Genomic DNA, 25,779 nt, shown 5'->3' with positions numbered 1-25,779 from the left:
AAATTTTACGTCATAATTATGGAAATTAGTTATTGGTTACTTGGAAACTGGTTGTTAGGGAATTGTATATTGGGAAATTAGTTATTAGGAAATTAGTTATTGGGAAACTACAGAGCCGCCCATGTGGTTGTTGAAAAACCAGTAACTAAAAACAAATAACTGCACTGGCGTTTCCGCACCTCTCCAATAATTATTCTTCATCTTTAGGCTTTTTAGCTTTTTTAAGATAATTGATATAACCATTTAATAATTTCCCACAAGAATCAATTTTAGTTTTAAAATCTATCAATTCTTGTTCAGTTATATATTTTTCATCAAAAGCCGTTATTAAATGTTCTAAGGTTTCAGTTAAAGAACCTCTTGACATTCGGCAAAATTGAATATTTTCTTTAAAATAATATCGTCCATAACCTTCGGCAATACAAGCTGTTACACTTCTTGAGCTACGAAGAATTTGGTCAGAAAGTTTATATTTCTCCTCAATTGGAAAATTTGTTTTTACTAAATTTGAAATATTTATTCTAAGTTGACGGGATTCTTTATAAACTTCTAAATCAGTAAAATTCAAATAATTCATATTTGGTCACTGGTTATTGGGGAATCTTTTACTGGAAAATCAGGATATTATATGATTTCACAAATATACAAATACTCGCTAATAACCAGTAACCAATTTCCCAATAACAAGTAACCAGTAACAAATAACCAAATAAACAAATGGCAATATTCAACCTTACTGTAAACGGAAAGAAAACAAAAGTAGATGTTGAGCCTGATATGCCCCTACTTTGGGTTGTACGGGACTTTGTAGGTCTGAAAGGCACAAAATTTGGCTGTGGAATGGCGATGTGCGGAGCTTGCACCGTCCATATCAATGGCGAACCAACTCGCTCATGTCAAGTTCAAGTTTCAACACTTCCCAAAAATGCGAAGATTACAACCATCGAAGGCATTGGAGAAACCCAATTGCACGCTGTTCAACAAGCTTGGATTGAAGAGCAAGTTCCTCAATGTGGCTACTGTCAATCTGGACAAATCATGTCAGCTGTTGCTTTACTCAAAACGAACCCAAATCCAACGGATGCTGATATTGACGCTGCCATGAGTGGCAATCTTTGCCGTTGTGGTACCTATGACCGCATTCGCAAAGGAATTCATCGTGCGGCAGATAGTTTGAAAAGTGCTAACTCAAATGTAGGAAACGGTAAATAATCTAAAATTTGATTCGAAACTATGGAAAATATCAATACATCACGCCGTTCATTTATCAAAACTACTTCGTTCACGGGAGTAGGTTTAATGATTGGTCTTAATTCTTTTGCCCGAGAAAAACACCCTAAAAATATTTCTCACACAAACCCAAGCAAAGTAGGCGTTTTAGACCTTGAAATAAATCCGTTTATTATCATCAGCACCGATGGAAGCATTGCTTTAATCAATCCACGTCCTGACATGGGACAAGGTTCTACACAAGCAGCTCCATCATTGATTGCTGAAGAATTGGAAGTGAGTTTGGATAAAGTAAAATTGATTCAATCTGATGGGCAATCCAAATATGGTAGCCAACAATCAGGTGGAAGTAGTACTGTAAGAGGTTTGTGGACTTCTCTACGAAAAGCAGGAGCCGCTGCTAAAGAAATGCTCATCGAAACGGCCGCCAAACGTTGGAATGTTTCAATAGCAGATTGTTATGCCAATGATGGGAAAATTTATTTGAAAAACTCAGACAAATCATTCACTTACGGTGAATTGGTAGATGATGCTTCAAAATTAGTTGTTCCAAAAAATCCAAAATTGAAAGACCCTAAAGATTTCAAGATTTTGGGTAAATATAACAAACGCCTCGATGTGCCAGAGCGAGTAACAGGAAAAGCCGTTTATGGAATTGACATTGAAGTGCCAAATATGGTTTATGCCTGTATTCAGCACTCACCAGCCATTCACGGAAAAATCGTTTCGATTGATGATAGCGAAACGTTGAAAGTAAAAGGTGTTTTGCAAGTAATGAAATGTGAAAGACAAATGCCTCACCGTAAATCGGATGCAGTTGCTATTATTGCCACAAACTGGTGGGCAGCATTGAAAGGTAGAAAAGCATTGAAAGTGACATGGGATAATGGTGATTTAGCCAAAAGTATGACAACTGACAACTACTTTGCAGCAACTTATGAAGCTGCAAAAAAAGAAGGCATCAGGTATGAAGAAAAAGGTGATTTCAATGCAAAATTTGCCAATGCTAAGCAAAAATTAGAATTAAGCTACGAAACACCATTCTTGGCACATGCTCCCATCGAACCAGAATGTGCAGTAGTACATTTAAAAGATGATGGCACAGCGGAAGTTTGGGCTCACGTTCAAGGTCCAGATGGTGGTTTGAGCGATGTTGCAAGGGCTTTAGGCATTAAAAAAGATAAAATCAAGTTCAATGTTCCTTTACTTGGAGGTTCATTTGGTAGAAAAGCTTACCACGATTATCTGAATGAGACTTGTTTCTTGGCAAAAGAACTCAAAAAACCTGTCAAAATGCTGTGGACTCGTGAAGATGATATTACACAAGGGCCTTACCGCCCAGGAATGTTGAGCCACATGCAGGGCTTTGTTGATAATGGTAAAATCACTGGTTTTCACCACCATGCCATTGGCGAATCAATTGTTGGTCAAGTATTTAATGGTTTAGCTCCTGATGAATCTGACCCTTGGTTATCAGGTGAAATCAGTACCGAAAATAGCAAATATGAATTTCCTGTATCTAAAGTTTCTTGGACCAATGTAAAAACCGACATTCCAATCGTTTGGTGGCGTTCGGTTTATGCTTCAAATATGGGCTGGGGACAAGAATGTTTTATTGACGAATTGGCTCAATTAGCAGGAAAAGACCCGCTTCAAGCACGGTTAGATTTGGTACAAGATGCTCGATACAGAAAAGTATTAGAAACAATTGCTGAAAAAGCTAATTGGAATGAAAAATTAGGTGCTGGACAAGGCAAAGGTTTGGCAGTTTTTGCTTCATTTGGCAGTATTTCTGCTTGTTGCATGACGGTTTCTAAAGATGGAGCAGGTATTAAAATAGATAAAGTAGTGTCGGTGCTGGATTGCGGTTATTATGTAAATCCTGACCATGTAAAAGCACAAACTGAAGGAAATATTGTGATGGGAATTACAGCAGCTATCAAAGGTGGCATTACCTTCACCAATGGTGTTTGTGACCAAAGTAACTTCCATCAATACAACGTCATGCGACTCAATGAAGCTCCAAAAATGGAAATTCATATCATTGATAGTGGCGAAAACCCAGGTGGTGTAGGTGAGCCAGGTTTACCACCAGTTGCTCCTGCATTGGGTAATGCGATTTTTGCAGCAACTGGTAAACGTTTGAGAAAATTACCTTTTGATATTAGTAATTTAGGTTGAGAATAAACAAACTTGTGGCATGGTCTTGCTATGCCACAAATAAAAATCTGTAAATTTACGCTAAAACTCAGATAAGATATGGTAGAGTTTAAGTTACAGTTAGACGAAGCATTTGTAAAAACCCTTGGCTACAATCAAATAGAAAGTTACCTAAAAGACTATTTAGTAAAACTTCAATTGAAAACATCTGCGAAGAATTTATTAGAAGATTTAGAAGAAATAGACCTTAAAAATGATGAAAAATGGCTATTGTCTCGTAATTTGGCTTGGGAACAAGAAAAACATAAGTTTCTCGTTCCATGACAACTCATTATGTAATAGATGCTAATATTCTAATGAGTATGCTCATCAGCGGTAATGCCAGTTATAAACCAATCATTAGTTTCTATCATTTCTTTTTACCTGAGTTTGCATTAGTCGAAATAGAAAAATACAAAGGGGTTATTCTACAAAAAACAAAATTGCAGGAGGATGAACTTAAAAGATGGACTATTTCTGTTTTTTCTGAAATAACAGTTCTGCCAAATTATATTTTGTGTCAAGAATCTTTAGAAAAAGCAAATCAATTACTCCAAAATATTGACATTAAAGATACAAGCTATGTTGCTTTAGCAATGTAGATTTAATTTTACTAACTAGAGATAAGCCTATCACAACTGGTTTAAGAAAGCAAGGTTTTCGTAAAGTAATGCTTTTTGAAGATTTTTTACGTAATATTTAAGGATAAAACTGACACTTAAAACAAAATGGGTAAAAAAGTAGAGCAAATTCTTCCTGAAATAATGGAATTTATAGAAAAACAAAAGATATTTTTTGTTGGAACAGCCATGAGTTCGGGAATTGTGAATGTTTCTCCTAAAGGGATGGATAGCTTTAGAGTGATCAATTCCAATCGTGTGATGTGGTTAAATGTCACTGGAAGTGGCAATGAAACCGCTACTCATTTGCAAGAAAATGACAGAATTACTATCATGTTTTGTGCATTTGAAGGCAAACCCTTGATTTTACGTTTGTATGGCAAAGGCAAGGTCTATCATCAAAGAGATAAAGAATGGGCAGAATATATTAATTTATTTCCAACACTTGAAGGGGCAAGACAAATTATTGATATTGATGTAGAAATTGTCCAAACATCTTGCGGAATGGCTGTACCATTTATGGATTTTAAGGAAGAAAGAAACGAACTAAAAGCTTGGGCAAAAAAGCAAGGTGAAGAAGGGATAAAAGAATATTGGGAAAAGAAAAATACGATTAGTTTTGACGGTCACCCTACAGGCATTTTTGAATAATTTTTATATAAAACCCTAAGCCTTATGGACGCAAAAAGAAGAAGAATTGCAATTGCAATTATGCTAATCATCTCTATTGGAAATTACACACGGATCGTAGAAAATGACAATATTCGGACTGTTCAATTTTTATCCATTTTTGCCATTGGTGCATTAACAGCACTTTTAATACGTAGCATTGCTGAAGGATTTAGAAGTAAGAACGAATAAGTTCCATAAACACAAAAAGGTGGATAGAGCATAAAGCTTTATCCACCTTTTTTCTATTTCAAGCGATTAAATCAATACTTCACCAGTCATTTCTTTAGGAATTTCTACACCCATCAATGTTAGAATCGTTGGGGCAATATCACCTAATTTGCCACTTTTTACTTCAAAACGCTCAGTTTTATCAACCACAATACACGGCACAAGATTCAATGAATGTTGCGTATTTGGTGATTTATCGTCATTAATCATATAATCAGCATTACCGTGGTCGGCAATAACGATTGAGGTATAGCCATTGGCTAAAGCAGTTTCTACTACTTGTTCTAAGCATTTATCAACCGCCTCCACTGCCGAAACAACTGCTGAGAAAACGCCTGTATGTCCCACCATATCAGGATTGGCAAAGTTTAAGCAGACGAAGTCAACTTCACCTTTTTTCAATTCTGGAATAATGGCATTATCAATATCAAAAGCAGCCATTTGAGGCTTTAAATCATACGTCGCAACATCTTTTGGCGAAGGACACATTAGACGACTTTCTCCTTCAAATGGTTGTTCATGACCGCCTGAAAAGAAGAATGTTACGTGTGGATATTTTTCAGTTTCGGCAATGCGAATCTGTTTCTTACCAGCCCTTTCCAAAACTTCACCCAAAGTATTATTCAAATTGTCTTTTTCGTAAATAACTTTGACATTTTTGTAAGTTTCATCATACATTGTCATGGTTACATAGTAAAGATTCAAGGCTTTCATGCCGAAATCAGGGAAGTCTTTCTGCGTAAGCACTTCTGTAATTTCACGTCCACGGTCAGTACGGAAATTGAAACACATCACCACATCCCCTTCTTCGATTACAGCTACTGGTTTTTCATCTTCAACAATAACAATTGGTTGCAAAAATTCATCAGTAATGCCTTCATCATAAAAATCTTGAATGACGGCAGATAATTCATTAATTTGAACTTTCACTTCCAAACCTTCTACATTTTCATCGGTTGCTGCAATGCCTTTAACCATTGCATCATAAGTCATTTTTACTCGCTCCCAACGTTTATCTCTGTCCATTGCATAGTAACGACCAGTTACTGAGGCGATTTTACCACCTGTTGTCTCCAATGTATTTTGCAAATCTTCTAAGAAACCTTTACCACTTTTAGGATCACAGTCACGTCCATCGGTAAACGCATGAACGAAAACATCTTTTAGTCCAAAATCGCCCGCAGCTTTACAAAGGCCTTTAACATGATCGATGTGTGAATGAACACCACCATCAGATACTAAGCCAATAAAATGCACTTTTTTATTATGGTCTTTTGCATATTGAAAAGCATCCACCAATACTGGTTCTTTGGCTAAATAGCCTTCTTCAACGGCAATATTTATCTTTTCTAATTCTTGATAAACGACTCGACCAGCACCCAAATTCATGTGACCTACTTCGGAGTTACCCATCTGTCCGTTGGGCAAGCCTACTGCACGGCCGCAAGCCTCAAGTGTGCTATTGGGGTATTCGCTCATCAATTTTCTAAAATATGGAACATTAGCAGATTCTATTGCCGAACGCCATTCTTCTCCTTTTTTAGGAATTCCCCATCCATCGAGGATAATTAAAATTACTTTTTTGCTCATAAGTTTTACCCCTTGCCCCTAAAGGGGAGTTTTATTATTTCATGCTTTGAGGCTTTTCAGACACATGATTATTATGAAAACTTCTTTGGTTGTTATTTATTTCTAATTGATTCAAGTTCATTTAACAAATCTTCGACAGGACGAGATTTTGCTTTACCTTCTTCTACTTTTTTCATGGTTTTGAGAGCTTTCTTAAAACCTTCAACAACAACAGAATTTTCAGTAATTTCTTTCTCAACTTTTACTTTAACATTCATGGCTTTTGCTACAACCATAAATGCTTTTTTTTGTTGGTCATTTATTTGTTCAATAATTAATCTCATATTCTTGAAAGTTTAGCTCACAAATTTACTCATTTTTTCTTCAATTCTGCTAAAATTTTATTGCCTCTGCTTTTAATCGCAGGTGAACCATATTGGTGTTTCTGTACTACATTTTCTATCATAAAAAATAACTCTTGCTTTAGCTCAGGAATTATTTTGGTGATATTATGACAAACTGTCATGGAAAAAACGATTACAGCAATGGCTTCATTACTCGAAAGAAAGCGAAAACATGTATCATAAACTTCACCAATATATTCTTCTGGAATCTCGATAAATTGCCAAGTTCTAATAATATTTCGTCTGGCAGAATCATGAACATTTGGTGCGTGAAGTTTTTCAATAAATTCCTTAAAAAAAGGGTAAACTAATGACGGTTGATTTGCTGCACATTCACTCAAAATCCAAGACGAACGTTGGGTAGTTATATAATCTCCATTGAGAAATAACTGCATCAATTCAGCAAAACGCTGCTCGTCGCCACCCACATAATTGGCTATACTATCGACATTTGCTTTGGAATATTCTTTTAGGATTTCTTGTTGGAGATTCATGGAAATTGATGATTAGACTTCGGAAACAAAATGAAGATAGTTAATCATTTCTTCGGAGGTCATTAACTCATGAAGTAGCTGTATGTTCTTTATTATCAAGCCATTAGGTTTTCTTTTTGTTGCATAAATAATACCTTTATGCTTAAAGCCTTGATAATGCAAGTCTAAAAAATCGGCACCTTGAGAAATAGTATGAAGTTGTTTTGAGTGGCGAAATTTAGTTGTTCAATATCACTTTTACCCAAATTATTAGCTTCTTGACAACTCAATGCTTCAATTCCCAGTCGGCGTAATTCTTTGATTATTTATGGGTCAATTTGCTCGTCAGAATAAAACTTAATTTTGCTTTCCATTCAATTTATTAGATAATTTGGAAACTGTCATATTCTTCATTTTCTCAGCATAATTTTCTTCTTGATTTATTAGTTTCACTATATCTTCTTTATTATCATAGTAATACGCTAAGGCAGCATAAATATCTGAGAAACTCAAATCATAATCATTGGCTATTTGAGCAACCGATTTTCCTTGTTCCTCATGCCACACAGCAATATGACCTACCATAATGCGTCTACCCGCAATTCTTGGTTGACCTCCACAGGTATTTATATCTGTTACAAAATGTGAATCAAGTGTTTTTACCATTATTTATTGATTTTAGATTCAAATTTAACAAAACACTCCTATTCTACCAAATGATGTTTTTCTATCAAATAATCTAAAAGCGTTTCATTGCTACGCCATACAATTTGGAAAACATCTTCAAAAAATGGCTCTGATTCATAATAAGGGTCTGGCACTTCTTTGATTCCTCTTGTTTCGGGGTCGTGGTCACGGAGCAAGAAAAGTTTATCAGCAGCAGGTGTTTTATGTTTGGTTTTATAGTAAAAATCATTGACATTTTTGAAATTTTCTTCGTCCATTACCACAATATGGTCGAAATTATCTAAATCTGTTGCCGAAAGTTTACGTCCTCGGTGTGTAAGTTTGATGCCATGTTTCTCGGCATTTTTCATGGTACGTTGGTCGGGCAATTGACCAATATGATAACCCGCAGTTCCTGCCGAATCGCAAGCAATTTTGTCTTGTAAGCCTCGTTTTTTGACTAATTCTCTAAAAGTGCCTTCGGCAATAGGCGAACGACAAATATTGCCGAGACATACGAAAAGGACGTTTATCATATTACTAATTAATTATTTATATTGAAAGTAGCACAATTCTCCGAATTGTATTTAGTAAACGAAACAATTCGGAGAATTGTATTACTATGTCTCTTAAAACACCTTTTCTCCTCCAACAAAAGTATTCAAAACCTTCACATTTCTTAGTTTTTCTTTCGGGATTTTCATCAAATCTTCTTCCAAAATAACAAAATCAGCCATTTTTCCTGCTTCGATGCTGCCTCGCTCTTTTTCTTCAAAATTGGCATACGCACTCCAAATCGTCATTGCACGAAGAGCTTGCTCACGAGTCAAGGCATTTTCCATTTGAAAGCCACCTTCTGGGAAATTTTTAGCATCTTGTCGAGCCACTGCCGAATGAAAACCATACAATGGATTTACAAATTCGACAGGAAAATCGCTTCCGTTGGCAATTACACCATTTTGTTTCAATAAATCTTGAAACGCATAAGCCGTTTTTACTCGCACATCACCTAACCTTTTATCTGCCCAATACATATCCGATGTGGCATGCGTAGCTTGGATCGAAGGAATAATTGAGTATTTCCCAAACTTCGGAACATCTTGATTATCAACTACTTGTGCATGTTCGATTCTCCAACGGCGGTCATTTTTTGTCTTTAATAGTTTGCCGTATAAATTCAATATTAAACGATTGGCAGAATCACCGATGCAATGGGTATTTGCTTGAAAGCCTGAATTATAAATTTGGGTCAAACTGCGTTCCAACTCAGCCGCACTCAATAACAAAAAGCCAGTTTTTGAAGTTTCGTCGCTATAAGGTTTCAATAAACAAGCTCCACGAGAGCCCAAAGCTCCATCGGCATATAATTTAAACGAGCGAACGTTTAAACGGTCAGTTTTATAAATACCCTTTTTTATATAATAGTCTAAATTTCTAATGCCCAAAGAAACCATTACATAGTTTCGAATTTTCATCGACCCCTCTTTGTTCATTTTATCAATCAAATCAATATCGTCTTGGTTAAGTCCTGCATCAGAAACAGTAGTCAAACCTAATTTCAAGCATTCTTTTTGAGCAGCCAAAAGCATTTTCCGTTTATCGGTTTCGGTTGCTTGCGGAATTACTCTCTTTACCAAACCCATGGCATTATCAACCAAAATCCCTGTCAATTGTCCATCAATTACCTCAACTACGCCCCCATTTACCTTACTTGTAGGCGATATTTTTGCCAATTCGATGGCCTTTGAATTAATGATGGTAGCATGACCATCAATGCGAGTAAGCACCACAGGTTTGTTTGGAAATGCTTTATCCAATAAATCTTTTGTCGGAAAAACCTTAATATCCCAATCATTTTGGTCCCAGCCTCTGCCAATTATCCATTGCTCGTCTTTATGTTCGGAATCAAACTTTTTTAGTCTTTCTATAATTTCTTCATACGATTTTGTATCGACCAAATCGCACTGACTCAACATTTGCCCAAGTCCCATGAAATGGCTATGTGGATCATAAAATCCAGGAAAAACAGGTTTACCTTTGGCATCAATCTTTTGTTTGGCATTGTACTTTGCTAAAATATCCTTTGAGGAACCTCTTGCTAAGAATTTTCCATCTTTTACAGCAAAGGCTTCTGCCATAACAAACTGATTATCAACAGTATAGACTACAGCATTATACACAATTAAGTCGGCCGTTTGCTTTTGAGCGTAAGTGATAATGGGGAATAATAATACCCACAGTATTTTTTTCATAAAGGTAAGTTTTAGTTTGTAGGGGCAAATTAACAAAAAAGCGAAGTAAAATTTCATTTACTTCGCTTTTTTGTAAGACGGAGTAGGAACTCCGTCTTACTTTATTTTATATTGGCCTTATCCAAAGCCTCTTGGAAAATACGTGCGTTATTGGTATGTTCTTGAAATGTTTCAGCAAAATTATGATAGCCAGAAAAATCTTCTTTTGCACAGAAATAAATGTACTTATGGCGTTCATAATTCAAAACAGCATTCAAAGCATTTGGTTCTGGTAATGCAATCGGTCCAGGGGGTAAGCCAGTATTTTTGTAAGTATTATAGGGAGAGTTGATAGATAAATGCTTATACAAAATTCGACGTAGACTGAAATCGCCCACTGCAAATTTTACTGTTGGGTCAGCTTGTAAAGGCATATTTGCTGCCATTCGATTGATATACGCACCTGCTACACGTGGCATCTCATCAGTTTTATTGGTTTCAGACTGTACAATAGAAGCTAAAATTGCCACTTGAATAGGCGTCATGTTGATGGATTTTGCTTGTTGAAGGCGTTCATCAGTCCAATACTTTTTATATTCGTCGTTCATTCTTGCCATAAATTTTTCTGGCGTGGTTGTCCATCGAATAAAATAAGTATTTGGTAAAAACATACACATGATAGTAGTTGTATCAAAACCATATTTTTGGCAAGCCTCAGGGTTGCGAAGCAAAGCGATGAGTTCTTCGGTTTTAAATTCAAACCTACCTCCCATTTTTTTAATCAAATCTGATTTTAGTCGAACATTATTAAAAGTTAATCTTACTTCATCTTGTTCTCCTCTGCGAAGTCTTGAAATGACCTCTTTATTACCAGAATTAGGCTTAATCTCATAGCGTCCAGCCTTTACTTTTTCAGGATAATTCATCCATTTTGATAAAAACTGGAATGAGATCTCATCATTTATCATTTTATATTTATGCAATGAATCTATGACATTTTTGTAGGTTCCACCCGTTGGAATATACAAAACAAAGGTTTTCTTACCCTCAACATTTAGATTATCACTATTAGCAACTTGCCAAAAATAGAAGGTTAAGGTTGCTACTACGGTTGTAGTAATGACGAGTGCATACGCAATAAATTTTCGATTTTTTAACATAGATATTTATTTTAGCTTTTCAATAATTTGTTCAATTTTTAACTTTTCTTGCTCACCAAAAGCCATGTTTTTGAGCGTCAATTCGCCTGTTTGCATTTCATCCGAACCAACAACGAGTACATAAGGTATATTCTTGCGATTGGCATAATCAAATTGTTTTTTTACTTTTCCAGATTCAGGATAAATTTCAGCATTGATGCCTGCATCACGGAATTTTTTGAGAATTGGCAAAGAGTATTTTTCAGCTTCTGCATCAAAGTTTGTTAACAGAACTTTAGTCGTAACACCTTGATTATCAACAAATAAACCTAATTCTTCCATCACATCAAAAATACGGTCAACACCTAAAGAAATACCAACACCTGACAATCCTGGCATTCCAAAAGTACCCGTCAAGTTGTCATATCTTCCGCCACCTGATATACTCCCGATTTGAACACCATTAGCTTTCACTTCAAAAATTGCTCCTGTATAATAGCTCAATCCACGAGCAAGTGTAATATCAAGTTGTGTCTTAGAATTATCTAATCCGAATGATTCAACCAAAGACCAAACCTTCTCCAATTCTTCGATTCCTTTAAGACCAATTTCAGAATCTTTCAGCCAGACTTTCAGTTTATCAAACACCTGGCTATCAGCTCCTTGTATTCCAAAAATAGGTTGTAATTTTTCAATAGATTCTTCCGAAAAACCTCGCTCACGCAATTCATCCTCAACTTTATCTTTACCGATTTTGTCTAATTTATCAATGGCTACTGTCAATGGAATTTCACTGCCTTTTACACCGATTACTTCGGCAATACCTGATAAAATCTTTCGGTTATTGATTTTTATTGTAAAATCTTTGATGCCTAAATTCTGCAAAATCTCTTGCAACATCAATACAATTTCTGCCTCACAAATCAAAGAATCTGTACCTACCACATCAGCATCACATTGGTAAAATTCACGATAACGACCTTTTTGCGGACGGTCGGCACGCCAAACAGGTTGAATCTGATAACGCTTAAATGGCATCACCAAATCATTGCGATTCATCACCACAAAGCGAGCAAACGGAACAGTTAAATCATATCGTAATCCTTTTTCTGAGATTTTGTGCGTAAGTTTTTTTGCACCTTCATCCAAATCTTTTTGGCTCAAATCTTTAGAAAAATCGCCTGAATTCAAGATTTTAAATAACAGTTGGTCTCCTTCATCTCCATACTTTCCCATCAAAACCGAGAGATTTTCAATGGTTGGGGTTTCGATAGGTTGAAAGCCGAATTTCTCGAAAGTACGTTTGATTGTATTAAAAATATAATTTCGTTTGACCATCACCGAAGGGCCAAAGTCACGTGTTCCTCTTGCTAAACTGGGTTTACTCATATTTTTGGGAGCTTTTTCCGAACATTAAAGGCAAAAAAAGCTATTTTTATAAATTAAATTTAAACTTGCCACAAAATTAGTGGAAAAAAGTTATTGTTAATTATTAAATATTAATTGATTTTTGTAGCTTTGCACTCCGAAATTTGAAAGAATAATTAAAAACATACGAAAATGGCAGTAACACAGTTAAAGCGTAAGGCAAGAAGAAATCAAGCGATTGCAAAAAATAGAATTGCAGCAATCAAACGTTTGTCAAGAAAATTAGATGTAAAACGAGTTGATATCGAAGAATTGAAAGCAGAATTCACTAAGTAATTAGTAGGATGAATGTTTTGAAATAATATTTCGTACTTGCGAAAAATTCATAAAAAAGAGATGCTCTCAAGTATCTCTTTTTTTATTTTATCGCTTTCTACTATATAATCATTTTGTTGTATTTTTTTCACTATTAATGAAAAGATTCTCAAGAAATGGAGTTAATTCCTTCTCCGCATTCTCAATAGGCTCTTTTTTCTTCGCATATAAAACCGGCACTTTAGGGCTACAAGGAAATTTATAAAAATTACTCTCTTTAATAGGCTCATAAAAAGCAGAACTCTCATCCCAAGTGATTACGGCCGAAGTACAATAAGTTTCTTCAATATATTCAAAGAAATTTATATAAGTCGGTGCTGCTTCAACAATGAAAGCAAAAGAAAAATTTGATTCAAAAAAACTCTGATATTGCTCTATCAAAGCCTTTTCTTCATCCATAATTTTTGTGTCTTTAGGAAAAAAAACGAAGTTAATAAATATGTTATCAAAAGAAACGAATCTGTTGAAAGCTGTAAGGCGTTCAAAATTTGATTTCTCTTTTTTTTCTATCAAAACACTAATATTGTTGGGAAAAACAAGCTCGGTTTTGGGGGGAATTACAATAATGGAAGTAGCAATAGCTAATAAAATCGCTTTTGAAGTTGTACCAAGTTCCCAAGCATTTTCATGATTGGTTGTCCCAATCATTATACAATTATAATCATGAACTTGATATAATTGTTCGATAGCGGTAACTGGTTTTTCATTAAGAATAATGCTTTTTAAATACTTATTGGCAAAATTGCTGTATTTTTCATTGATTTTTTCCAGTAAAAGTCGGACTTTTTCCTGTGCAATTTCTTCTGATAAGTCATTATCCAGACAGTACAAAACAGTGTAATCACAATAGATACGCTGCGTGATAAGCAAAGAATAAGCGATGATTTTTTCAGAATTTTCTTTTAAATCAACGGCTATCAATATTTTTCTTGGTTGAAGAACTGCTTTAGAACTTAATTCTTCAAGAGATAAAGAGGTCATTTATTATATTTTTCCTATATATTGCAAAAAATATATTACTGCAAAAGATTTGTTTTTTTTACAAATTTACGTATATATTTCATTTATTACAAACCTCTGATAATCAATTGTTTACATTTTATGAATAGTTAGCAAAATAATACTATATTTTGCAAGTAAAATACAACCTAAAACCAAATATTATTCTGTTTTAGGCATTTCAAGCTTAGTTATGGTCAATTTTTTTGCTGTTTTTTTAGAGCGTTGTTTCAATACTTTTTTTATTAATTTTTTATTTTCCATTTTCATTTTAAAAATAATCGCTTGACCAAAAACACATAGTCCACCATTGATCATTATTAAACTATAGCTTCCAAGCAAGAACCATCTAAGAAAAGGGGCATTGGTATGTTTAAGATTAGCTGCTTCGCTAAAAACGCTTAATCCAAAACCAATCAAAGCCAACCCTCCGATAGCAGATAATAACCATTTTGTATAAAGGCTCATTCGTTTCAACATTTTTTTTCCAGGTGGTTTTTGTTTTTTTACTTCCATCTTCTTTGAATCTTTATTGTTATTGGTGTTAAATCTAAGAACAAAAATAACTAATTTTGAAACAAAATTAGTACAATTATCTATTATCAATTATTAATTATGCACTTAACACTTATTATAATACACTGATAATCAACAAATTGACTAATAATAAAAGAAATTTTATTACATAATAACAACGCATAATTCATCAATTATCACTCATAACTCACAAAAAATGGGCAAAATTATCAGTTTTTTACTCCGATTTATTCCTCGAAAATATTTACAATTATTTAGCCATATTCCCTTAAAAGTCTATACTTTTTTCTTGAAAGGTAATAATGTTGAATGCCCTGTTTGTGATGCAAAATTGACTAAGTTTTTGCCTTATGGTCGTTTAGTTTCCCGTCCAAATGCCCTTTGTCCAAACTGTTTGGCTCTTGAGCGTCATCGCTTGATGGCCCTATATTTGAAAGAAAGAACAAACTTTTTCACAGAAAACCACTTAAAAGTGCTTCATGTTGCTCCTGAATATTGCTTTATTGACCGTTTCGAGGCAATGAAGAATTTGGACTATATTACCGCAGATATCGAATCACCTTTGGCAAAAGTTAAAATGGATATTCATTCGATTCCATTTGAAGCAAATACATTTGATGTTGCCATTTGCAACCACGTGATGGAACATGTTGATGATTATCATCAAGCAATGTCGGAACTTTATAGAGTTTTGAAACCAAATGGTTGGGCCATCATTCAATCGCCACAAGATTGGACAAAAGCTCATACTTTTGAAGATCCAAGCATAACCGACCCACGTGAGCGTGAAAGGATTTTTTGGCAAAATGACCATTTGCGACTTTTTGGCAGAGATTATGGACAAGAATTAGCAAAAGCGGGCTTTAAAGTTACAGAAGACGATTTTGTGATGAAAATGTCAAAGGATTTAGTAAAACGCTATTCTTTGCCAAGCGAAGAAATCGTATATTTTTGTGAGAAAAAATAAGCATTCGTAAAACAATTTTCCAAATTGTTATTCATCATCAAGAACAATTTAGAAAATTGTTCTACAAAACCAAATACTATTCAACCTATGAGATTTAAAGACAAAGTAGTAATTATTACAGGGGGAAACTCTGGCATCGGCAAAGCTGCCGCCATTTTATTTGCAAAAGAAGGTGCAAAAGTCATGATTGCCGATTTATCAGAAAAAATGGGTGACGATCTGGTAGAAGAAATTGAAAACGCGGGTGGCGAAGCTTCTTTCATCAGAGTCAATGTAATCGACCTTGATGATGTACAGCGAATGATTGAACAAACAATTACACGTTTGGGCAGATTTGATATTTTGGTTAATTCGGCAGGTATTCTTGGCCCACGCATCCGTACTGATAAATATCCCGAAGAAGATTTTGATAAAGTAATTAATGTTAATGTAAAAGGACTGTGGAACTGTATGAAAATTGCTTTGCAGCATTTTATCACTCAACGCAGTGGAAATATCGTAAATATAGCTTCTGTGGCTGGACATTTGGGTATGGTTGGACATATCGCCTATTCAGCAAGCAAACACGCCGTAGTCGGAATGACTAAAACAGCGGGTATTGAATATGCTAAATACGGTATCAGAATCAATGCTGTTTGTCCAGGATTTACACAAACACCCATGCTCGAAGGAGCTGATACTGATGATGCTTATATGGAAGCATTGCAAAATGCCACACCAATGAAACGCTTTGGTAAACCCGAAGAAATTGCCAGTGCCATTTTATATTTAGCCGCCGATGAAGCCTCTTTTATCACTGGTCAAAGTGTTATTTTAGATGGTGGATTGATTTTGCAGTAGATCACCCCTAAAGGGGAACAAAAAAATAATTTTTAACTTTATTAGAAGTTTGGCTTTATGAAAAACATATTCGACCTAACAGGAAAAGTAGCTGTCATCACGGGAGCAAGTAAAGGAATTGGTGAGGCGATTGCCAGAATATTGGCTGCTTATGGAGCAAAAGTGGTAATTAGTAGTAGAAAACAAGCTGATTTGGATGAATTAGCTAAAGAAATAACTGCCGAAGGTGGTGAGTGCGTTGGCATTGCGGCCCACACTGGAGAAATGGCACAACTCAAAAACTTGGTTGAAAAAACCATCGAAGTTTATGGTGGCATTGACATTTTGGTTAATAACGCTGCTACCAATCCCGTTTATGGCCCTTCGCTCGAATGTTCAGAGAGTGCATTCGATAAAATCATGCAAATCAATGTGAAAGCACCTTTTGAATTGGCAAAAATGGTTCACCCAAGTATGAAAGCTCGTGGTGGTGGAAGTGTGATAAATATCAGTAGTATTGCTGGTCATACACCCGACCCTGGTTTGGGAATGTATAGTGTTAGCAAGGCGTCTTTGAATATGCTTACCAAAGTTTTAGCCAAAGAATGGGGCGTGGATGGTATCCGAGTAAATGCCATTTGCCCAGGTTTGATAAAAACCAAATTTAGCCAAGCTTTGTGGGATAATGATAAAACTTTGGCTCATTTTACCAAAAACCTACCGATTGCTCGCATGGGAACAGTCGAAGAAATTTCACCAATGGCACTGTATTTAGCTTCGGCGGCATCAGGCTATACTACAGGCGGATTATTTTCGATTGATGGTGGAACGATCATTTAAGCAAGGTATTAGGTGTTAGGATTTAGGACTTAGCGTTTATAAGTTGTAAATAACAATCCAACACCTAAATCCTAAATCCTAAATCCTAAAATGAGTGTTTGCGTAATAATTCCGATTTATCAAGAAAAGCTAAGTAAAACTGAAGAGATTTCTCTTTCGCAGGGAATGCGTGTGTTGGGGCATTACCCAATTATCATTGCAAAACCTAAATCTTTGAATATCAATCGCTTGCAAGAAAAGTATCCAAAAATCCAGTTTGAAAACTTTGATGATTCTTATTTTAAAAGCACATTAACTTATAATCGTTTATTACTTTCCCAAGAATTTTATAGCCGTTTTCTTGCTCATGAGTATATGCTCATTTATCAATTAGATGCTTTTGTATTTCGAGATGAGTTGGCAGAATGGTGTGCAAAAGGTTATGATTATATTGGAGCTCCTTGGCGAATTGAAATAAATTTTGACTCAAAAATCAAGGAGTTTATCTGGAATATCAAAAAGAAATTAGCGATTTGGTTTGATTTGAAAGAAGAACTTTATGGCAAATATGGGCCAAAAGAAATCATCATGAAACGTTCTGTTGGTAATGGTGGATTTTCATTAAGGCGTACAAAAAAATTACTTAGTCTCATTCCTAAAAATCAACAAAAAATTGAGGAATACTTAGAAAAAGTAAAAGAGCATCCCGCCTACAATGAAGATATGTTTTGGGGCATCGAATTGAATCGCTACGTACCTCAACTCAAAATCCCTGATTGGAGAACTGCCCTAAAATTTGGCGTGGAACACATGCCTCAAAAAGCCTACAAACTCAATGGCGGTCTTCCTTTCGGTTGTCATGCTTGGGATATTTATGAAACTGAATTTTGGAAAAAAGAAATTGAAAAGTTTGGTTATACATTTGAGTGATTTAATAAACTTTTAAAAAAAGTCTTCGAAAAGATTTTACCACAAAATAACACACTGATAATAAACACATTATGCGAAAATATTGCGGAACCCCACGAGAAACCATTCCATTTAAAATCATGGATTTTTTTGTGGATATTTATGCAAATTTATTTTATAAAAAAAGAGAGAAAAAGCCAATCAACACAGATTCTCCTCGAATTTTGATTGCTTCTTTAGGGCATTTAGGAGATGCTTTGACAGTAACATACATTTTTCCACTCATCAAAAAAACTTATCCTAAAGCTAAAATTTATCTTTTAACAGCCCAATGGTGCGAGCCTGTCAATCTGCATAATCCTTATCTCGAGAAAACTATTTATATCAATCATTTCCAAACAAATCGTAGAAAAATCTCTCGTTGGGAAAAGATAAAAGATTTTTATCAAACCTTTAGACAAGCCTTGCCTGTTTTGCAAGAAGAAACTTACGATTATTATATTGATATTCGTTACAGCGATGCAGTTGCTCATTTTGTGTTGCCTTTCATAAAAGTAAAAGAGGCCTATGGTTTTGCGAGACGTGGCTTAGGTGGACTTTTAGATAAGGAATTTGATGTTCCTACAAATGAATTTCATCATTTTGATATGTATTTCATGTTGTTGCGTGAAATTGGTGTACAAGGCAAATTAATTGACATTGAACCTTACTTTTTGATTCCAAATGAAAGCACACTTGAAAAAATTCAGCAAAAAATACTTTTGCCAACAATACCCTATTTAATGCTTTTTCCAGAATCAGGGGGAGAACATAAACAGGTCGGTGTGGAATTTTGGTCAAAAATGATTGAAACCATTTTGGTAGAAAACAATGTCTCAATTTTGCTTTGTGGGCAAACCAATCTATCTAATCAAATTTTAAATTTGGTGCCAGAGATTTATAAAAACAGCATCATTGATACTTCTTCAAAAATAAATATCCACGAGATTGCTCTTTTATCAAAAAACGCTACTTTTGCTCTGACGCTTGACTCTTTTCCTGAGCATTTGTGTTGCATTTTTTGCAAAACAATCACAATTTTTAAAGGAACAGGTTATCCATTTTTCCCTTTAGCCAATTTTCCAGTTTATTTGATTCACAACCATAAGTCAAGCATTGGATTGCCTTTTGAACGAACAAATGTATCAATTTTGTACCAAGAAAATGTTGAAACAGAAGAAGTTAGAAAGCTGATTACTAAAAAAATTCACGATGAAATTTAGAAAATATTGTGCCTTGCGACGAGTAATGTATTTCCTATGGTTGAAAGATATTTTTGTTGATATTTATGCACAATTGATTTATAAACCAAGATTAAAAACGCTACAAACCACCTCATCTACAAATCTGTTATTTTTTAACTCTGGGCATTTAGGCGATGCACTTATGATGTCGTATTGTTTTCCTGAAATCAAGAAAAAATATCCAAATAGCGTCATTGATGTCGTTTGTGGTGAGTGGTGTAAATTTATTTTTGAAAAAAATCCAAATGTCAGAAATGTCATTATTCAAAATCATTATATGACCAATCGGTCGGATATTAGTGTATTAAAAAAAATAATCAATCATTTCAAAACGGCACGTTTAGCTACCAAAAAACTAAAAAAAGAGACCTACGATTTTTCTATTGATGTTCGCTATTCGGGAGCTGTCTCTCATTGGATTTTGCCATTTATCAAAGTAAAAAAAAGCTATGGTTTTGGCACAAGAGGCTATGGTGGACTGCTCGAAAAAGAGTTTTTCTTGCCTGACAATTTATTCCATTCGTATAACATGACAGCCACATTATTGAATGAAATAAATGTCAAAACCAATGTATCGGAAGCTGTGGTATATTTACCCTTTCAAAGTAAAAACCTTGAAAAAACAGAGATAAAAGTAGTAAATTTAGCTAATTCAGTGGTGGTTTTTCCAGAATCAGGGGATGAGATTAAAATGTTTGATTATGATTTTTGGATAAAATTCTGTCAAGAAATTTTAGAAAAAGTTTCTTATGATTTGCTTCTTTGCGGTGAAAAAGGATTCACAGAAACCCTATTTGGCAAGCTTCAACAAAAACTTCCAAATTTTAAAAATCGAATATTTTTTACTGGAAAAATAAGCTTGTTAGAAGTGGCTATTTTACCTCAAATGGGCATTGCAGCCGTCACTTTAGACTCTTTTCCCGCTCACCTGTGTTCCATTTTTTGTAAAACACTTGTTCTTTCAAAAAAGGCCATGGGATATGAGTTTTTTCCGATAAATAATAAAGAAACCCTCCTATTTCACGACCATTTGCCAAGTCTTCAATTAAGTTTAGATAGAAAAGGATTTTCTGCTCATTATATTGAAGATTTAGACCTTATTTTGAATGATAAAAATAAAATAGCAGAGATGGTGAAATTTTTAGCAAATTAATCTTCAATTACAAGAACCATTTTTTTTTAATTATACGATTCTTTTGATGCAAAAAGTAATTTTAGATACGTCAGTTTTGGGTTTGGGTCATTTCCATGAACAATCTCGCACGGGTATTTTCAGAGTAGCTGAAGAACTGTTGAAAGGTTTAAATGAAAGCTCAGAAGTGGCACTATCGTTGGCAAACAGTGAAAATTTACCCGAAATACTGAGTTATTTAAAAACTTATTTTCCTCAGTCAAAATTTGATTTAGTCAATAATAATATAGATAAAATTGGGGCAAAATTTGAAAATACCATCTTATCTATTTTTCCTTTCAAATCTTTGGCACAAAAAACCATTCGTGAATTTTTTGTACGAACCAGAGGGTATATCAAACCACATTTTTCTCTAAATCCTTCATCATTAAGTTCTTATAACATTTATCATTCACCTTTTTTACCAATTCCAACAGAGCTACAAGGTATATCAAAGCCCAAAAAAGTCATTACTATTCATGATTTAATTCCTATTCTACTCCCCCAATATTTTAATGAGTCAAATAAAATTGTGATGGGTAAAATTTTGAATTCTATTGATGAAAACACCTTCCCGATATGTGTTTCTGAAGCAACTAAAAATGATTTGTGCGAAATCACAGGTATCTCACCTGAAAGGGTTTCGGTAGTGCATTTGGCTGCTTCAAAAGCAACATTTTATCCCGAATATGACCAATCTAAAATCAGTTCGATATTAAAAAAATACAATATATCGGCTGATAGAAAATATTTTCTTTCTGTTGCGACTTTAGAGCCTCGCAAGAATATTGAACGAACAATTCGAGCTTTTCTCAACATGATTCAACAAGAAAAAGCCAATGATTTAGATTTGGTATTAGTTGGCACAAAAGGCTGGAAATTTGACAAAATTCTTGAAGAAATTGAGTCAAACACCATTAAAAAAAGAATAATTACAACTGGTTTTGTGGCCGATGAAGACTTATCTGCCTTGTATTCTTCTGCTACAGGATTTATTTATCCTTCACTTTATGAAGGCTTCGGTTTGCCACCCTTAGAAGCTTTACAATGTGGTACACCTGTTATTTCTTCTTCAAAAAGTTCAATTCCAGAAGTAGTTGGCAAGGCAGGTATTTTAATTGAGCCAACAGATGAAAATGCCATCTCACAAGCCATGCTAACTTTATATAAAGATGAAAATTTACAAACGGAATTAAGCAAAAAAGCTCTGATACAAGCACAAAATTTTTCTTGGAAACAATTCACAAATGAACATATAAAAATCTACCAGAAGATAGGTTTTTAAAAGCCATTAAAACGCTGCTTACAGAATTAAATATAAAATTTATTACTCATAAAAAATAAACATCATGAAACTCGTCTTAAAACTCGAAGCATTTGGATTGTTTCTTTTATTTTCAGTCGTTTATTTTCAATATTTTCATGGCACTTGGGGCTTTTATTTGGGTTTATTTTTTGTGCCAGATATTTCATTTATTTTGTATCTAATTACCAAAAAGTTAGGAGCTATTGCCTATAATATTTTTCATCACCAGGGAGTAATGGCTATAGTTATTTTAGTAGGATTTCTCTTAAAAAATGACAAAATGGCAGAAATTGGCTTAATTTTCATGGCTCATAGCTCATTTGACAGAGTTGCAGGATACGGGCTAAAATATTTAGATGATTTTGACCGCACGCATTTGGGTTGGATAGGCAAAAGTAAACATAAAAATCAGTTGGAAGGCTAATATAAAAAACAAAAAAGAGCATTGAAATGCTCTTTTTTGTTCATTTATTGCAATGCAAAATACATCAATTAAAGAAGTGTTGCATCAACAGAAATAGTAGTATTATATAATTTTGAAATAGGGCAATTTGCCTCAGCATCAGCCACAAGTTCATCAAATTTTTCTTTAGAAATACCTGGAACAGAAGCACTCAAAATCAAGTGCGAATTTGTGATTGCTCCATTTTCAAGCGTTATTTCACATTTTGTTTCTAAGTTTTCAGGTATAAAACCCGCTCCCGAAAGATTGAAACTTAATTTCATTGTGAAGCAGCCTGCATGAGCAGCAGCCACTAATTCTTCAGGATTAGTACCAATACCATCTGCAAAACGGCTATTGAAAGAATACTGTGTTTTGTTTAAAACGGTACTTTGAGTAGTCAAGTGCCCTGTACCTTCCTTTCCTGTTCCTTGCCATACGGCTGTTGCATTTCTTTTCATTTTTTAGATAAAGTTTGGTTAAATAATTGTTTTCCAAAAAAACAGTTAGACTAAAAATAGAGTTCAGCAAATAAATATTTCTTATAGGAATATAGTTTATTATTAATTGCGAAAACGATTGAAAGTTAAAACTAAATAATCGTCAATCCAAAAATCTTCAATCGTCAATCTCTTCACTTGTCTATACAAATATCTTTTGTAACTTAGTGTCAAAATTCAACCCATGCAAAAGTTAATCAAAGAATTTCTACATAAAGAAGCCGAATACCAAACTCGGCGACATTTTTTGCAAACTTGTACCACAGGTTTGGGAGCAATGGCATTTGGCTCAATGTTGGGAGGTTGTTTAGGAAAAAACTCTGATAGTCAAGCAATGGCTACTGATCCAATGTTTCCCAAAACTCCACATTTTACTCCAAAAGTAAAACAGGTGATATATATTCACATGGCTGGAGCTCCATCGCAATTAGAATTATTTGACTATAAACCTGCACTTCAAAAATTTGATGGACAGGATTGTCCACAAGAATTTTTGGAAGGCAAAAAGTTTGCGTTTATCAGAGGTGTGCCAAAAATGCTTGGTTCTATTGCTAATTTTAGTCAACATGGCAATTCGGGAGCAATGATTTCTGACTTTATGCCTTATTTGCCTGAAGTTGCAGATGAACTGACTTTCTTAAAAGCCATGTACACCGACCAGTTCAACCACGCACCTGCACAATTGCTGATGCACACAGGTAGTCCACGTTTAGGTCGTCCCAGTATGGGAGCATGGTCAGTTTATGGTTTAGGTTCAGAAAATCAAAATTTACCTGGATTTATTGTTTTGGCTTCGGGTGGACGAAACCCCGATGCGGGAAAAAGCGTTTGGGGAAATGGTTTTTTGCCTTCTATTTATCAGGGTGTTCAATGCCGTACAGGCGGCGACCCAGTACTGTATGTTTCAGACCCTCATGGCATGAGTCGTGATGTGAGAAAGCAAACCATTGAAGCTATTAATGAAATAAACAAACAACAGTACGAAGCTGTACAAGACCCTGAAATTTTAACTCGAATTTCGCAATATGAAATGGCATTTCGTATGCAAGTTTCAGTACCCGAAGTAATGGACACAAGCAAAGAACCCGAATGGGTACGAAAGATGTACGGTGCAGTACCAGGTGAAGGTTCTTTCGCTAATAACTGCTTATTAGCCAGGCGTTTAGTTGAAAACGGTGTGCGATTTGTACAACTTTTTCATTGGGGTTGGGATGCACATGGAACTAATAAAGAATTAGCATTAGATGGTGGTTTTAAAGATTTATGTAAATCAACTGACCAAGCTGTGACAGGTTTATTAAAAGACCTAAAAATGCGAGGTTTACTTGACGAAACTTTGGTTGTCTGGGGAGGTGAATTTGGTAGAACACCCATGCAAGAAAACCGTGATGGACAAACACTGCCATTTAAAGGCCGTGACCATCATTTAGATGCTTTTACTGTCTTTATGGCAGGTGGAGGCTTGAAAAAAGGCATGAGTTTTGGCGAAACTGATGATTTGGGTTACTATGGTGTAAAAGACCGTACACATGTACACGACCTACAAGCCACCATTCTGCATCTAATGGGTTTTGACCATGAAAAACTAACTTATGCTTTTCAAGGTCGTCCTTATAGATTGACCGATGTAGCTGGAAAAGTTATTAAGCCGATTTTAGCATAATTTTTAGCACAATTTAGAATCGGAGTTGCATTAACATTGTGCTACATATTAAATCCTATCAAATGAAAATACTCACCACCCTCCTATTTTTTGGACTTTCTTTTATCGGCTTTGCTCAAAAAGATTCGTCCTATTATAATCCTAATATTACTCGAAAGCTGTATTATTTGAAACCTTTACAGAAAGTAAGTGGCGTTTATTTCTATGGTGATAGAAAATTGAGTGGCGTTAATGCACTCGAAGTTCCTTTTTTTGAATTAAACGATCCAGAAGTAAATCATCATTATAAAAACTATAAAATTTTCACAGGTATTGGGCAAGCAATTAGTTTTCTTCCTACCATTTACATTCTTGCAAATCTCAACAATACTCGAAATCGACAAAGTGGTTATTATTCAGGAACATATTTAGGAATTCTTTTTGCCTCACTGGGAGGCTCGATAGGCTGTAGTTTGATTGGCAAAACTCATATTAAAAAAGCAGCGATTCGCTACAACCAAGCCATTGGAAATAATAACATAAGTTACTTACAACTCAAAACAGATGACAATTCATTAGGTATGGCATTACGCTATCATTTCTAAATTTTCTGACTTTCTTACACATATCATGTCTTATAAAATCTCTTTTGGCAGGTTTTCAAACATTTTTGGCAGTCAAAACTGAAAATATGGCAGAAAAGCGTACCTTTGCCGTCCGTTGGCAAAAAGTTTGTGGAAATGTCAACACGTCGTTGAGATTCGTGATAGGAGATTCGAGATAGGAGAAAATTGCATTTATTAGGTTTTATTGTTAATTCTTAGCTTTCTCAAATCCCAAATCTCGCATCTCATATCTATAATCTCAATCTAAATTTTTAAACTTTAAAAACTCAGAATAAAATGTCAGTAAACATTAAGCCATTAGCAGACAGAGTATTAATTGAAGCTGCACCGGCAGAAGAAAAAACAGCATTCGGTATTATTATACCTGACACAGCAAAAGAAAAACCACAAAAAGGTATTGTAGTGGCGGCTGGCCCAGGCAAAAAAGATGAGCCAACTTTAGTAAAAGTAGGTGATAGCGTACTTTATGGTAAATATGCTGGCACAGAAATCACTGTTGACGGCAAAGAATACCTTATCATGCGTGAGTCTGACATCTACGCAATCGTTTAATTTCAATTAAGAATGTAGAATGTAGAATGAAGA

The 25,779-nt window shown here is 34.8% G+C and carries 30 protein-coding genes; 18 read left to right on the top strand and 12 right to left on the bottom strand.

Features of this window, described 5'->3' with window-relative positions; all coding sequences use genetic code 11:
- Window positions 1-190: 190 nt before the first annotated feature.
- The gene (locus tag ACQUQZ_RS08305; RefSeq protein WP_435354412.1) at window positions 191-577 is read right to left on the bottom strand and encodes a four helix bundle protein; all 387 of its coding nucleotides are present in this window, start codon (window positions 575-577) and stop codon (window positions 191-193) included.
- Between the two features lie 140 nt (window positions 578-717).
- Between ACQUQZ_RS08305 and ACQUQZ_RS08300 the strand changes: the two genes are divergently transcribed.
- The 6 genes from ACQUQZ_RS08300 to ACQUQZ_RS08275 all read left to right on the top strand — a co-directional run bounded on the left by ACQUQZ_RS08300 (window position 718) and on the right by ACQUQZ_RS08275 (window position 4,910).
- Window positions 718-1,212 (top strand): (2Fe-2S)-binding protein, encoded by a 495-nt coding sequence (locus ACQUQZ_RS08300; protein ID WP_435354411.1) that lies wholly within the window; start codon window positions 718-720, stop codon window positions 1,210-1,212.
- A 21-nt stretch (window positions 1,213-1,233) separates the two neighbouring features.
- Complete coding sequence (locus tag ACQUQZ_RS08295) at window positions 1,234-3,411, top strand: molybdopterin cofactor-binding domain-containing protein (RefSeq protein ID WP_435354410.1); 2,178 nt, start codon at window positions 1,234-1,236, stop codon at window positions 3,409-3,411.
- 78 nt (window positions 3,412-3,489) lie between these two features.
- Window positions 3,490-3,714 carry a hypothetical protein gene (locus ACQUQZ_RS08290; protein WP_435354409.1) on the top strand — a complete coding sequence of 75 codons (225 nt, stop codon included), beginning with the start codon at window positions 3,490-3,492 and terminating at the stop codon, window positions 3,712-3,714.
- Window positions 3,711-4,031 (top strand): PIN domain-containing protein, encoded by a 321-nt coding sequence (locus tag ACQUQZ_RS08285; RefSeq protein WP_435354408.1) that lies wholly within the window; start codon window positions 3,711-3,713, stop codon window positions 4,029-4,031. The genes ACQUQZ_RS08290 and ACQUQZ_RS08285 overlap by 4 nt, the downstream gene beginning before the upstream one ends.
- Before the next feature lie 126 nt (window positions 4,032-4,157).
- Window positions 4,158-4,700 carry a pyridoxamine 5'-phosphate oxidase family protein gene (locus tag ACQUQZ_RS08280; RefSeq protein WP_435354407.1) on the top strand — a complete coding sequence of 181 codons (543 nt, stop codon included), beginning with the start codon at window positions 4,158-4,160 and terminating at the stop codon, window positions 4,698-4,700.
- Window positions 4,701-4,724: 24 nt separating this feature from the next.
- Window positions 4,725-4,910 carry a hypothetical protein gene (locus ACQUQZ_RS08275; RefSeq protein ID WP_435354406.1) on the top strand — a complete coding sequence of 62 codons (186 nt, stop codon included), beginning with the start codon at window positions 4,725-4,727 and terminating at the stop codon, window positions 4,908-4,910.
- 66 nt (window positions 4,911-4,976) lie between these two features.
- On the opposite strand, the gene gpmI is transcribed toward ACQUQZ_RS08275, so the two are convergent.
- From gpmI to hisS, 8 genes are all read right to left on the bottom strand, one after another.
- Complete coding sequence (gene gpmI, locus ACQUQZ_RS08270) at window positions 4,977-6,539, bottom strand: 2,3-bisphosphoglycerate-independent phosphoglycerate mutase (protein WP_435354405.1); 1,563 nt, start codon at window positions 6,537-6,539, stop codon at window positions 4,977-4,979.
- A gap of 92 nt (window positions 6,540-6,631) precedes the next feature.
- Entirely contained in the window at window positions 6,632-6,862 is a 231-nt protein-coding gene (locus ACQUQZ_RS08265; protein WP_435354404.1) for a hypothetical protein, read from the bottom strand.
- A 29-nt stretch (window positions 6,863-6,891) separates the two neighbouring features.
- Window positions 6,892-7,416 carry a hypothetical protein gene (locus tag ACQUQZ_RS08260; protein ID WP_435354403.1) on the bottom strand — a complete coding sequence of 175 codons (525 nt, stop codon included), beginning with the start codon at window positions 7,414-7,416 and terminating at the stop codon, window positions 6,892-6,894.
- Between the two features lie 336 nt (window positions 7,417-7,752).
- A complete protein-coding gene (locus tag ACQUQZ_RS08255) occupies window positions 7,753-8,061 on the bottom strand; it encodes a DUF433 domain-containing protein (protein ID WP_435354402.1) in 309 nt (102 codons plus the stop codon).
- Between the two features lie 38 nt (window positions 8,062-8,099).
- On the bottom strand, window positions 8,100-8,597 hold the full coding sequence (locus ACQUQZ_RS08250; RefSeq protein WP_435354401.1) for a low molecular weight protein-tyrosine-phosphatase: 498 nt from the start codon (window positions 8,595-8,597) through the stop codon (window positions 8,100-8,102).
- Between the two features lie 93 nt (window positions 8,598-8,690).
- A complete protein-coding gene (locus tag ACQUQZ_RS08245; RefSeq protein ID WP_435354400.1) occupies window positions 8,691-10,313 on the bottom strand; it encodes an amidohydrolase in 1,623 nt (540 codons plus the stop codon).
- Between the two features lie 101 nt (window positions 10,314-10,414).
- Window positions 10,415-11,452 carry an endolytic transglycosylase MltG gene (mltG, locus tag ACQUQZ_RS08240; RefSeq protein WP_435354399.1) on the bottom strand — a complete coding sequence of 346 codons (1,038 nt, stop codon included), beginning with the start codon at window positions 11,450-11,452 and terminating at the stop codon, window positions 10,415-10,417.
- 6 nt (window positions 11,453-11,458) lie between these two features.
- Entirely contained in the window at window positions 11,459-12,820 is a 1,362-nt protein-coding gene (gene hisS, locus ACQUQZ_RS08235) for a histidine--tRNA ligase (RefSeq protein WP_435354398.1), read from the bottom strand.
- 171 nt (window positions 12,821-12,991) lie between these two features.
- On the opposite strand from hisS, the gene ACQUQZ_RS08230 reads away from it, so the two are divergent.
- Complete coding sequence (locus ACQUQZ_RS08230) at window positions 12,992-13,135, top strand: hypothetical protein (protein WP_435354397.1); 144 nt, start codon at window positions 12,992-12,994, stop codon at window positions 13,133-13,135.
- Window positions 13,136-13,243: 108 nt separating this feature from the next.
- Here ACQUQZ_RS08230 and ACQUQZ_RS08225 read toward each other — a convergent pair whose 3' ends face one another.
- Both ACQUQZ_RS08225 and ACQUQZ_RS08220 read right to left on the bottom strand, forming a co-directional pair.
- A complete protein-coding gene (locus tag ACQUQZ_RS08225; protein WP_435354396.1) occupies window positions 13,244-14,155 on the bottom strand; it encodes a hypothetical protein in 912 nt (303 codons plus the stop codon).
- A 180-nt stretch (window positions 14,156-14,335) separates the two neighbouring features.
- The gene (locus ACQUQZ_RS08220; RefSeq protein ID WP_435354395.1) at window positions 14,336-14,689 is read right to left on the bottom strand and encodes a hypothetical protein; all 354 of its coding nucleotides are present in this window, start codon (window positions 14,687-14,689) and stop codon (window positions 14,336-14,338) included.
- A gap of 217 nt (window positions 14,690-14,906) precedes the next feature.
- On the opposite strand from ACQUQZ_RS08220, the gene ACQUQZ_RS08215 reads away from it, so the two are divergent.
- The 8 genes from ACQUQZ_RS08215 to ACQUQZ_RS08180 all read left to right on the top strand — a co-directional run bounded on the left by ACQUQZ_RS08215 (window position 14,907) and on the right by ACQUQZ_RS08180 (window position 22,408).
- Entirely contained in the window at window positions 14,907-15,677 is a 771-nt protein-coding gene (locus ACQUQZ_RS08215; RefSeq protein WP_435354394.1) for a class I SAM-dependent methyltransferase, read from the top strand.
- An 87-nt stretch (window positions 15,678-15,764) separates the two neighbouring features.
- Entirely contained in the window at window positions 15,765-16,517 is a 753-nt protein-coding gene (locus ACQUQZ_RS08210) for an SDR family NAD(P)-dependent oxidoreductase (RefSeq protein ID WP_435354393.1), read from the top strand.
- A 57-nt stretch (window positions 16,518-16,574) separates the two neighbouring features.
- Entirely contained in the window at window positions 16,575-17,336 is a 762-nt protein-coding gene (locus tag ACQUQZ_RS08205; protein ID WP_435354392.1) for an SDR family NAD(P)-dependent oxidoreductase, read from the top strand.
- Between the two features lie 90 nt (window positions 17,337-17,426).
- Window positions 17,427-18,245 carry a DUF5672 family protein gene (locus ACQUQZ_RS08200; RefSeq protein WP_435354391.1) on the top strand — a complete coding sequence of 273 codons (819 nt, stop codon included), beginning with the start codon at window positions 17,427-17,429 and terminating at the stop codon, window positions 18,243-18,245.
- A gap of 71 nt (window positions 18,246-18,316) precedes the next feature.
- The gene (locus tag ACQUQZ_RS08195; RefSeq protein ID WP_435354390.1) at window positions 18,317-19,486 is read left to right on the top strand and encodes a glycosyltransferase family 9 protein; all 1,170 of its coding nucleotides are present in this window, start codon (window positions 18,317-18,319) and stop codon (window positions 19,484-19,486) included.
- Window positions 19,476-20,660 carry a glycosyltransferase family 9 protein gene (locus tag ACQUQZ_RS08190; protein WP_435354389.1) on the top strand — a complete coding sequence of 395 codons (1,185 nt, stop codon included), beginning with the start codon at window positions 19,476-19,478 and terminating at the stop codon, window positions 20,658-20,660. Before ACQUQZ_RS08195 ends, ACQUQZ_RS08190 begins: the two co-directional genes overlap by 11 nt.
- A 46-nt stretch (window positions 20,661-20,706) precedes the next feature.
- Window positions 20,707-21,963 carry a glycosyltransferase family 4 protein gene (locus ACQUQZ_RS08185; protein ID WP_435354388.1) on the top strand — a complete coding sequence of 419 codons (1,257 nt, stop codon included), beginning with the start codon at window positions 20,707-20,709 and terminating at the stop codon, window positions 21,961-21,963.
- Between the two features lie 64 nt (window positions 21,964-22,027).
- Complete coding sequence (locus ACQUQZ_RS08180; RefSeq protein ID WP_435354387.1) at window positions 22,028-22,408, top strand: DUF4260 domain-containing protein; 381 nt, start codon at window positions 22,028-22,030, stop codon at window positions 22,406-22,408.
- Between the two features lie 68 nt (window positions 22,409-22,476).
- Here the strand turns inward: ACQUQZ_RS08180 and ACQUQZ_RS08175 are convergent, their stop codons facing one another.
- Window positions 22,477-22,887, bottom strand: coding sequence for an OsmC family protein (locus ACQUQZ_RS08175; protein WP_435354386.1), 411 nt, complete (start codon window positions 22,885-22,887; stop codon window positions 22,477-22,479).
- Window positions 22,888-23,110: 223 nt separating this feature from the next.
- Between ACQUQZ_RS08175 and ACQUQZ_RS08170 the strand changes: the two genes are divergently transcribed.
- The 3 genes from ACQUQZ_RS08170 (at window position 23,111) to ACQUQZ_RS08160 (ending at window position 25,746) form a co-directional block, all read left to right on the top strand.
- A complete protein-coding gene (locus ACQUQZ_RS08170; RefSeq protein WP_435354385.1) occupies window positions 23,111-24,589 on the top strand; it encodes a DUF1501 domain-containing protein in 1,479 nt (492 codons plus the stop codon).
- A 62-nt stretch (window positions 24,590-24,651) separates the two neighbouring features.
- Window positions 24,652-25,173, top strand: a complete 522-nt coding sequence (locus ACQUQZ_RS08165; protein ID WP_435354384.1) for a hypothetical protein — start codon at window positions 24,652-24,654, stop codon at window positions 25,171-25,173.
- A gap of 297 nt (window positions 25,174-25,470) precedes the next feature.
- Complete coding sequence (locus tag ACQUQZ_RS08160) at window positions 25,471-25,746, top strand: co-chaperone GroES (protein ID WP_435354383.1); 276 nt, start codon at window positions 25,471-25,473, stop codon at window positions 25,744-25,746.
- Window positions 25,747-25,779 lie beyond the last annotated feature (33 nt).

Source organism: Emticicia sp. SJ17W-69, from assembly GCF_051209875.1.
In the GTDB taxonomy this organism is placed as follows: Bacteria; Bacteroidota; Bacteroidia; order Cytophagales; family Spirosomataceae; genus Emticicia.
Note: the sequence above shows the minus strand (reverse complement) of the source record. Positions and strands in the feature narration are given on the sequence as shown.

Excerpts from the sequence above, each read along its gene's own strand:
- ACQUQZ_RS08205 (WP_435354392.1), top strand. The coding sequence starts at position 16,575 with ATGAAAAACATATTCGACCTAACAGGAAAAGTAGCTGTCATCACGGGA.
- ACQUQZ_RS08275 (WP_435354406.1), top strand. The coding sequence starts at position 4,725 with ATGGACGCAAAAAGAAGAAGAATTGCAATTGCAATTATGCTAATCATC.
- ACQUQZ_RS08245 (WP_435354400.1), bottom strand. The coding sequence starts at position 10,313 with ATGAAAAAAATACTGTGGGTATTATTATTCCCCATTATCACTTACGCT.
- ACQUQZ_RS08190 (WP_435354389.1), top strand. The coding sequence starts at position 19,476 with ATGAAATTTAGAAAATATTGTGCCTTGCGACGAGTAATGTATTTCCTA.
- ACQUQZ_RS08175 (WP_435354386.1), bottom strand. The coding sequence starts at position 22,887 with ATGAAAAGAAATGCAACAGCCGTATGGCAAGGAACAGGAAAGGAAGGT.
- ACQUQZ_RS08255 (WP_435354402.1), bottom strand. The coding sequence starts at position 8,061 with ATGGTAAAAACACTTGATTCACATTTTGTAACAGATATAAATACCTGT.
- ACQUQZ_RS08160 (WP_435354383.1), top strand. The coding sequence starts at position 25,471 with ATGTCAGTAAACATTAAGCCATTAGCAGACAGAGTATTAATTGAAGCT.
- ACQUQZ_RS08300 (WP_435354411.1), top strand. The coding sequence starts at position 718 with ATGGCAATATTCAACCTTACTGTAAACGGAAAGAAAACAAAAGTAGAT.
- ACQUQZ_RS08280 (WP_435354407.1), top strand. The coding sequence starts at position 4,158 with ATGGGTAAAAAAGTAGAGCAAATTCTTCCTGAAATAATGGAATTTATA.
- ACQUQZ_RS08170 (WP_435354385.1), top strand. The coding sequence starts at position 23,111 with ATGCAAAAGTTAATCAAAGAATTTCTACATAAAGAAGCCGAATACCAA.
- ACQUQZ_RS08305 (WP_435354412.1), bottom strand. The coding sequence starts at position 577 with ATGAATTATTTGAATTTTACTGATTTAGAAGTTTATAAAGAATCCCGT.
- ACQUQZ_RS08260 (WP_435354403.1), bottom strand. The coding sequence starts at position 7,416 with ATGAATCTCCAACAAGAAATCCTAAAAGAATATTCCAAAGCAAATGTC.
- ACQUQZ_RS08180 (WP_435354387.1), top strand. The coding sequence starts at position 22,028 with ATGAAACTCGTCTTAAAACTCGAAGCATTTGGATTGTTTCTTTTATTT.
- hisS (WP_435354398.1), bottom strand. The coding sequence starts at position 12,820 with ATGAGTAAACCCAGTTTAGCAAGAGGAACACGTGACTTTGGCCCTTCG.
- mltG (WP_435354399.1), bottom strand. The coding sequence starts at position 11,452 with ATGTTAAAAAATCGAAAATTTATTGCGTATGCACTCGTCATTACTACA.
- ACQUQZ_RS08225 (WP_435354396.1), bottom strand. The coding sequence starts at position 14,155 with ATGACCTCTTTATCTCTTGAAGAATTAAGTTCTAAAGCAGTTCTTCAA.
- ACQUQZ_RS08200 (WP_435354391.1), top strand. The coding sequence starts at position 17,427 with ATGAGTGTTTGCGTAATAATTCCGATTTATCAAGAAAAGCTAAGTAAA.
- ACQUQZ_RS08295 (WP_435354410.1), top strand. The coding sequence starts at position 1,234 with ATGGAAAATATCAATACATCACGCCGTTCATTTATCAAAACTACTTCG.
- ACQUQZ_RS08195 (WP_435354390.1), top strand. The coding sequence starts at position 18,317 with ATGCGAAAATATTGCGGAACCCCACGAGAAACCATTCCATTTAAAATC.
- ACQUQZ_RS08185 (WP_435354388.1), top strand. The coding sequence starts at position 20,707 with ATGCAAAAAGTAATTTTAGATACGTCAGTTTTGGGTTTGGGTCATTTC.
- ACQUQZ_RS08250 (WP_435354401.1), bottom strand. The coding sequence starts at position 8,597 with ATGATAAACGTCCTTTTCGTATGTCTCGGCAATATTTGTCGTTCGCCT.
- ACQUQZ_RS08290 (WP_435354409.1), top strand. The coding sequence starts at position 3,490 with ATGGTAGAGTTTAAGTTACAGTTAGACGAAGCATTTGTAAAAACCCTT.
- ACQUQZ_RS08215 (WP_435354394.1), top strand. The coding sequence starts at position 14,907 with ATGGGCAAAATTATCAGTTTTTTACTCCGATTTATTCCTCGAAAATAT.
- ACQUQZ_RS08220 (WP_435354395.1), bottom strand. The coding sequence starts at position 14,689 with ATGGAAGTAAAAAAACAAAAACCACCTGGAAAAAAAATGTTGAAACGA.
- ACQUQZ_RS08210 (WP_435354393.1), top strand. The coding sequence starts at position 15,765 with ATGAGATTTAAAGACAAAGTAGTAATTATTACAGGGGGAAACTCTGGC.
- ACQUQZ_RS08165 (WP_435354384.1), top strand. The coding sequence starts at position 24,652 with ATGAAAATACTCACCACCCTCCTATTTTTTGGACTTTCTTTTATCGGC.
- ACQUQZ_RS08230 (WP_435354397.1), top strand. The coding sequence starts at position 12,992 with ATGGCAGTAACACAGTTAAAGCGTAAGGCAAGAAGAAATCAAGCGATT.
- ACQUQZ_RS08265 (WP_435354404.1), bottom strand. The coding sequence starts at position 6,862 with ATGAGATTAATTATTGAACAAATAAATGACCAACAAAAAAAAGCATTT.
- gpmI (WP_435354405.1), bottom strand. The coding sequence starts at position 6,539 with ATGAGCAAAAAAGTAATTTTAATTATCCTCGATGGATGGGGAATTCCT.
- ACQUQZ_RS08285 (WP_435354408.1), top strand. The coding sequence starts at position 3,711 with ATGACAACTCATTATGTAATAGATGCTAATATTCTAATGAGTATGCTC.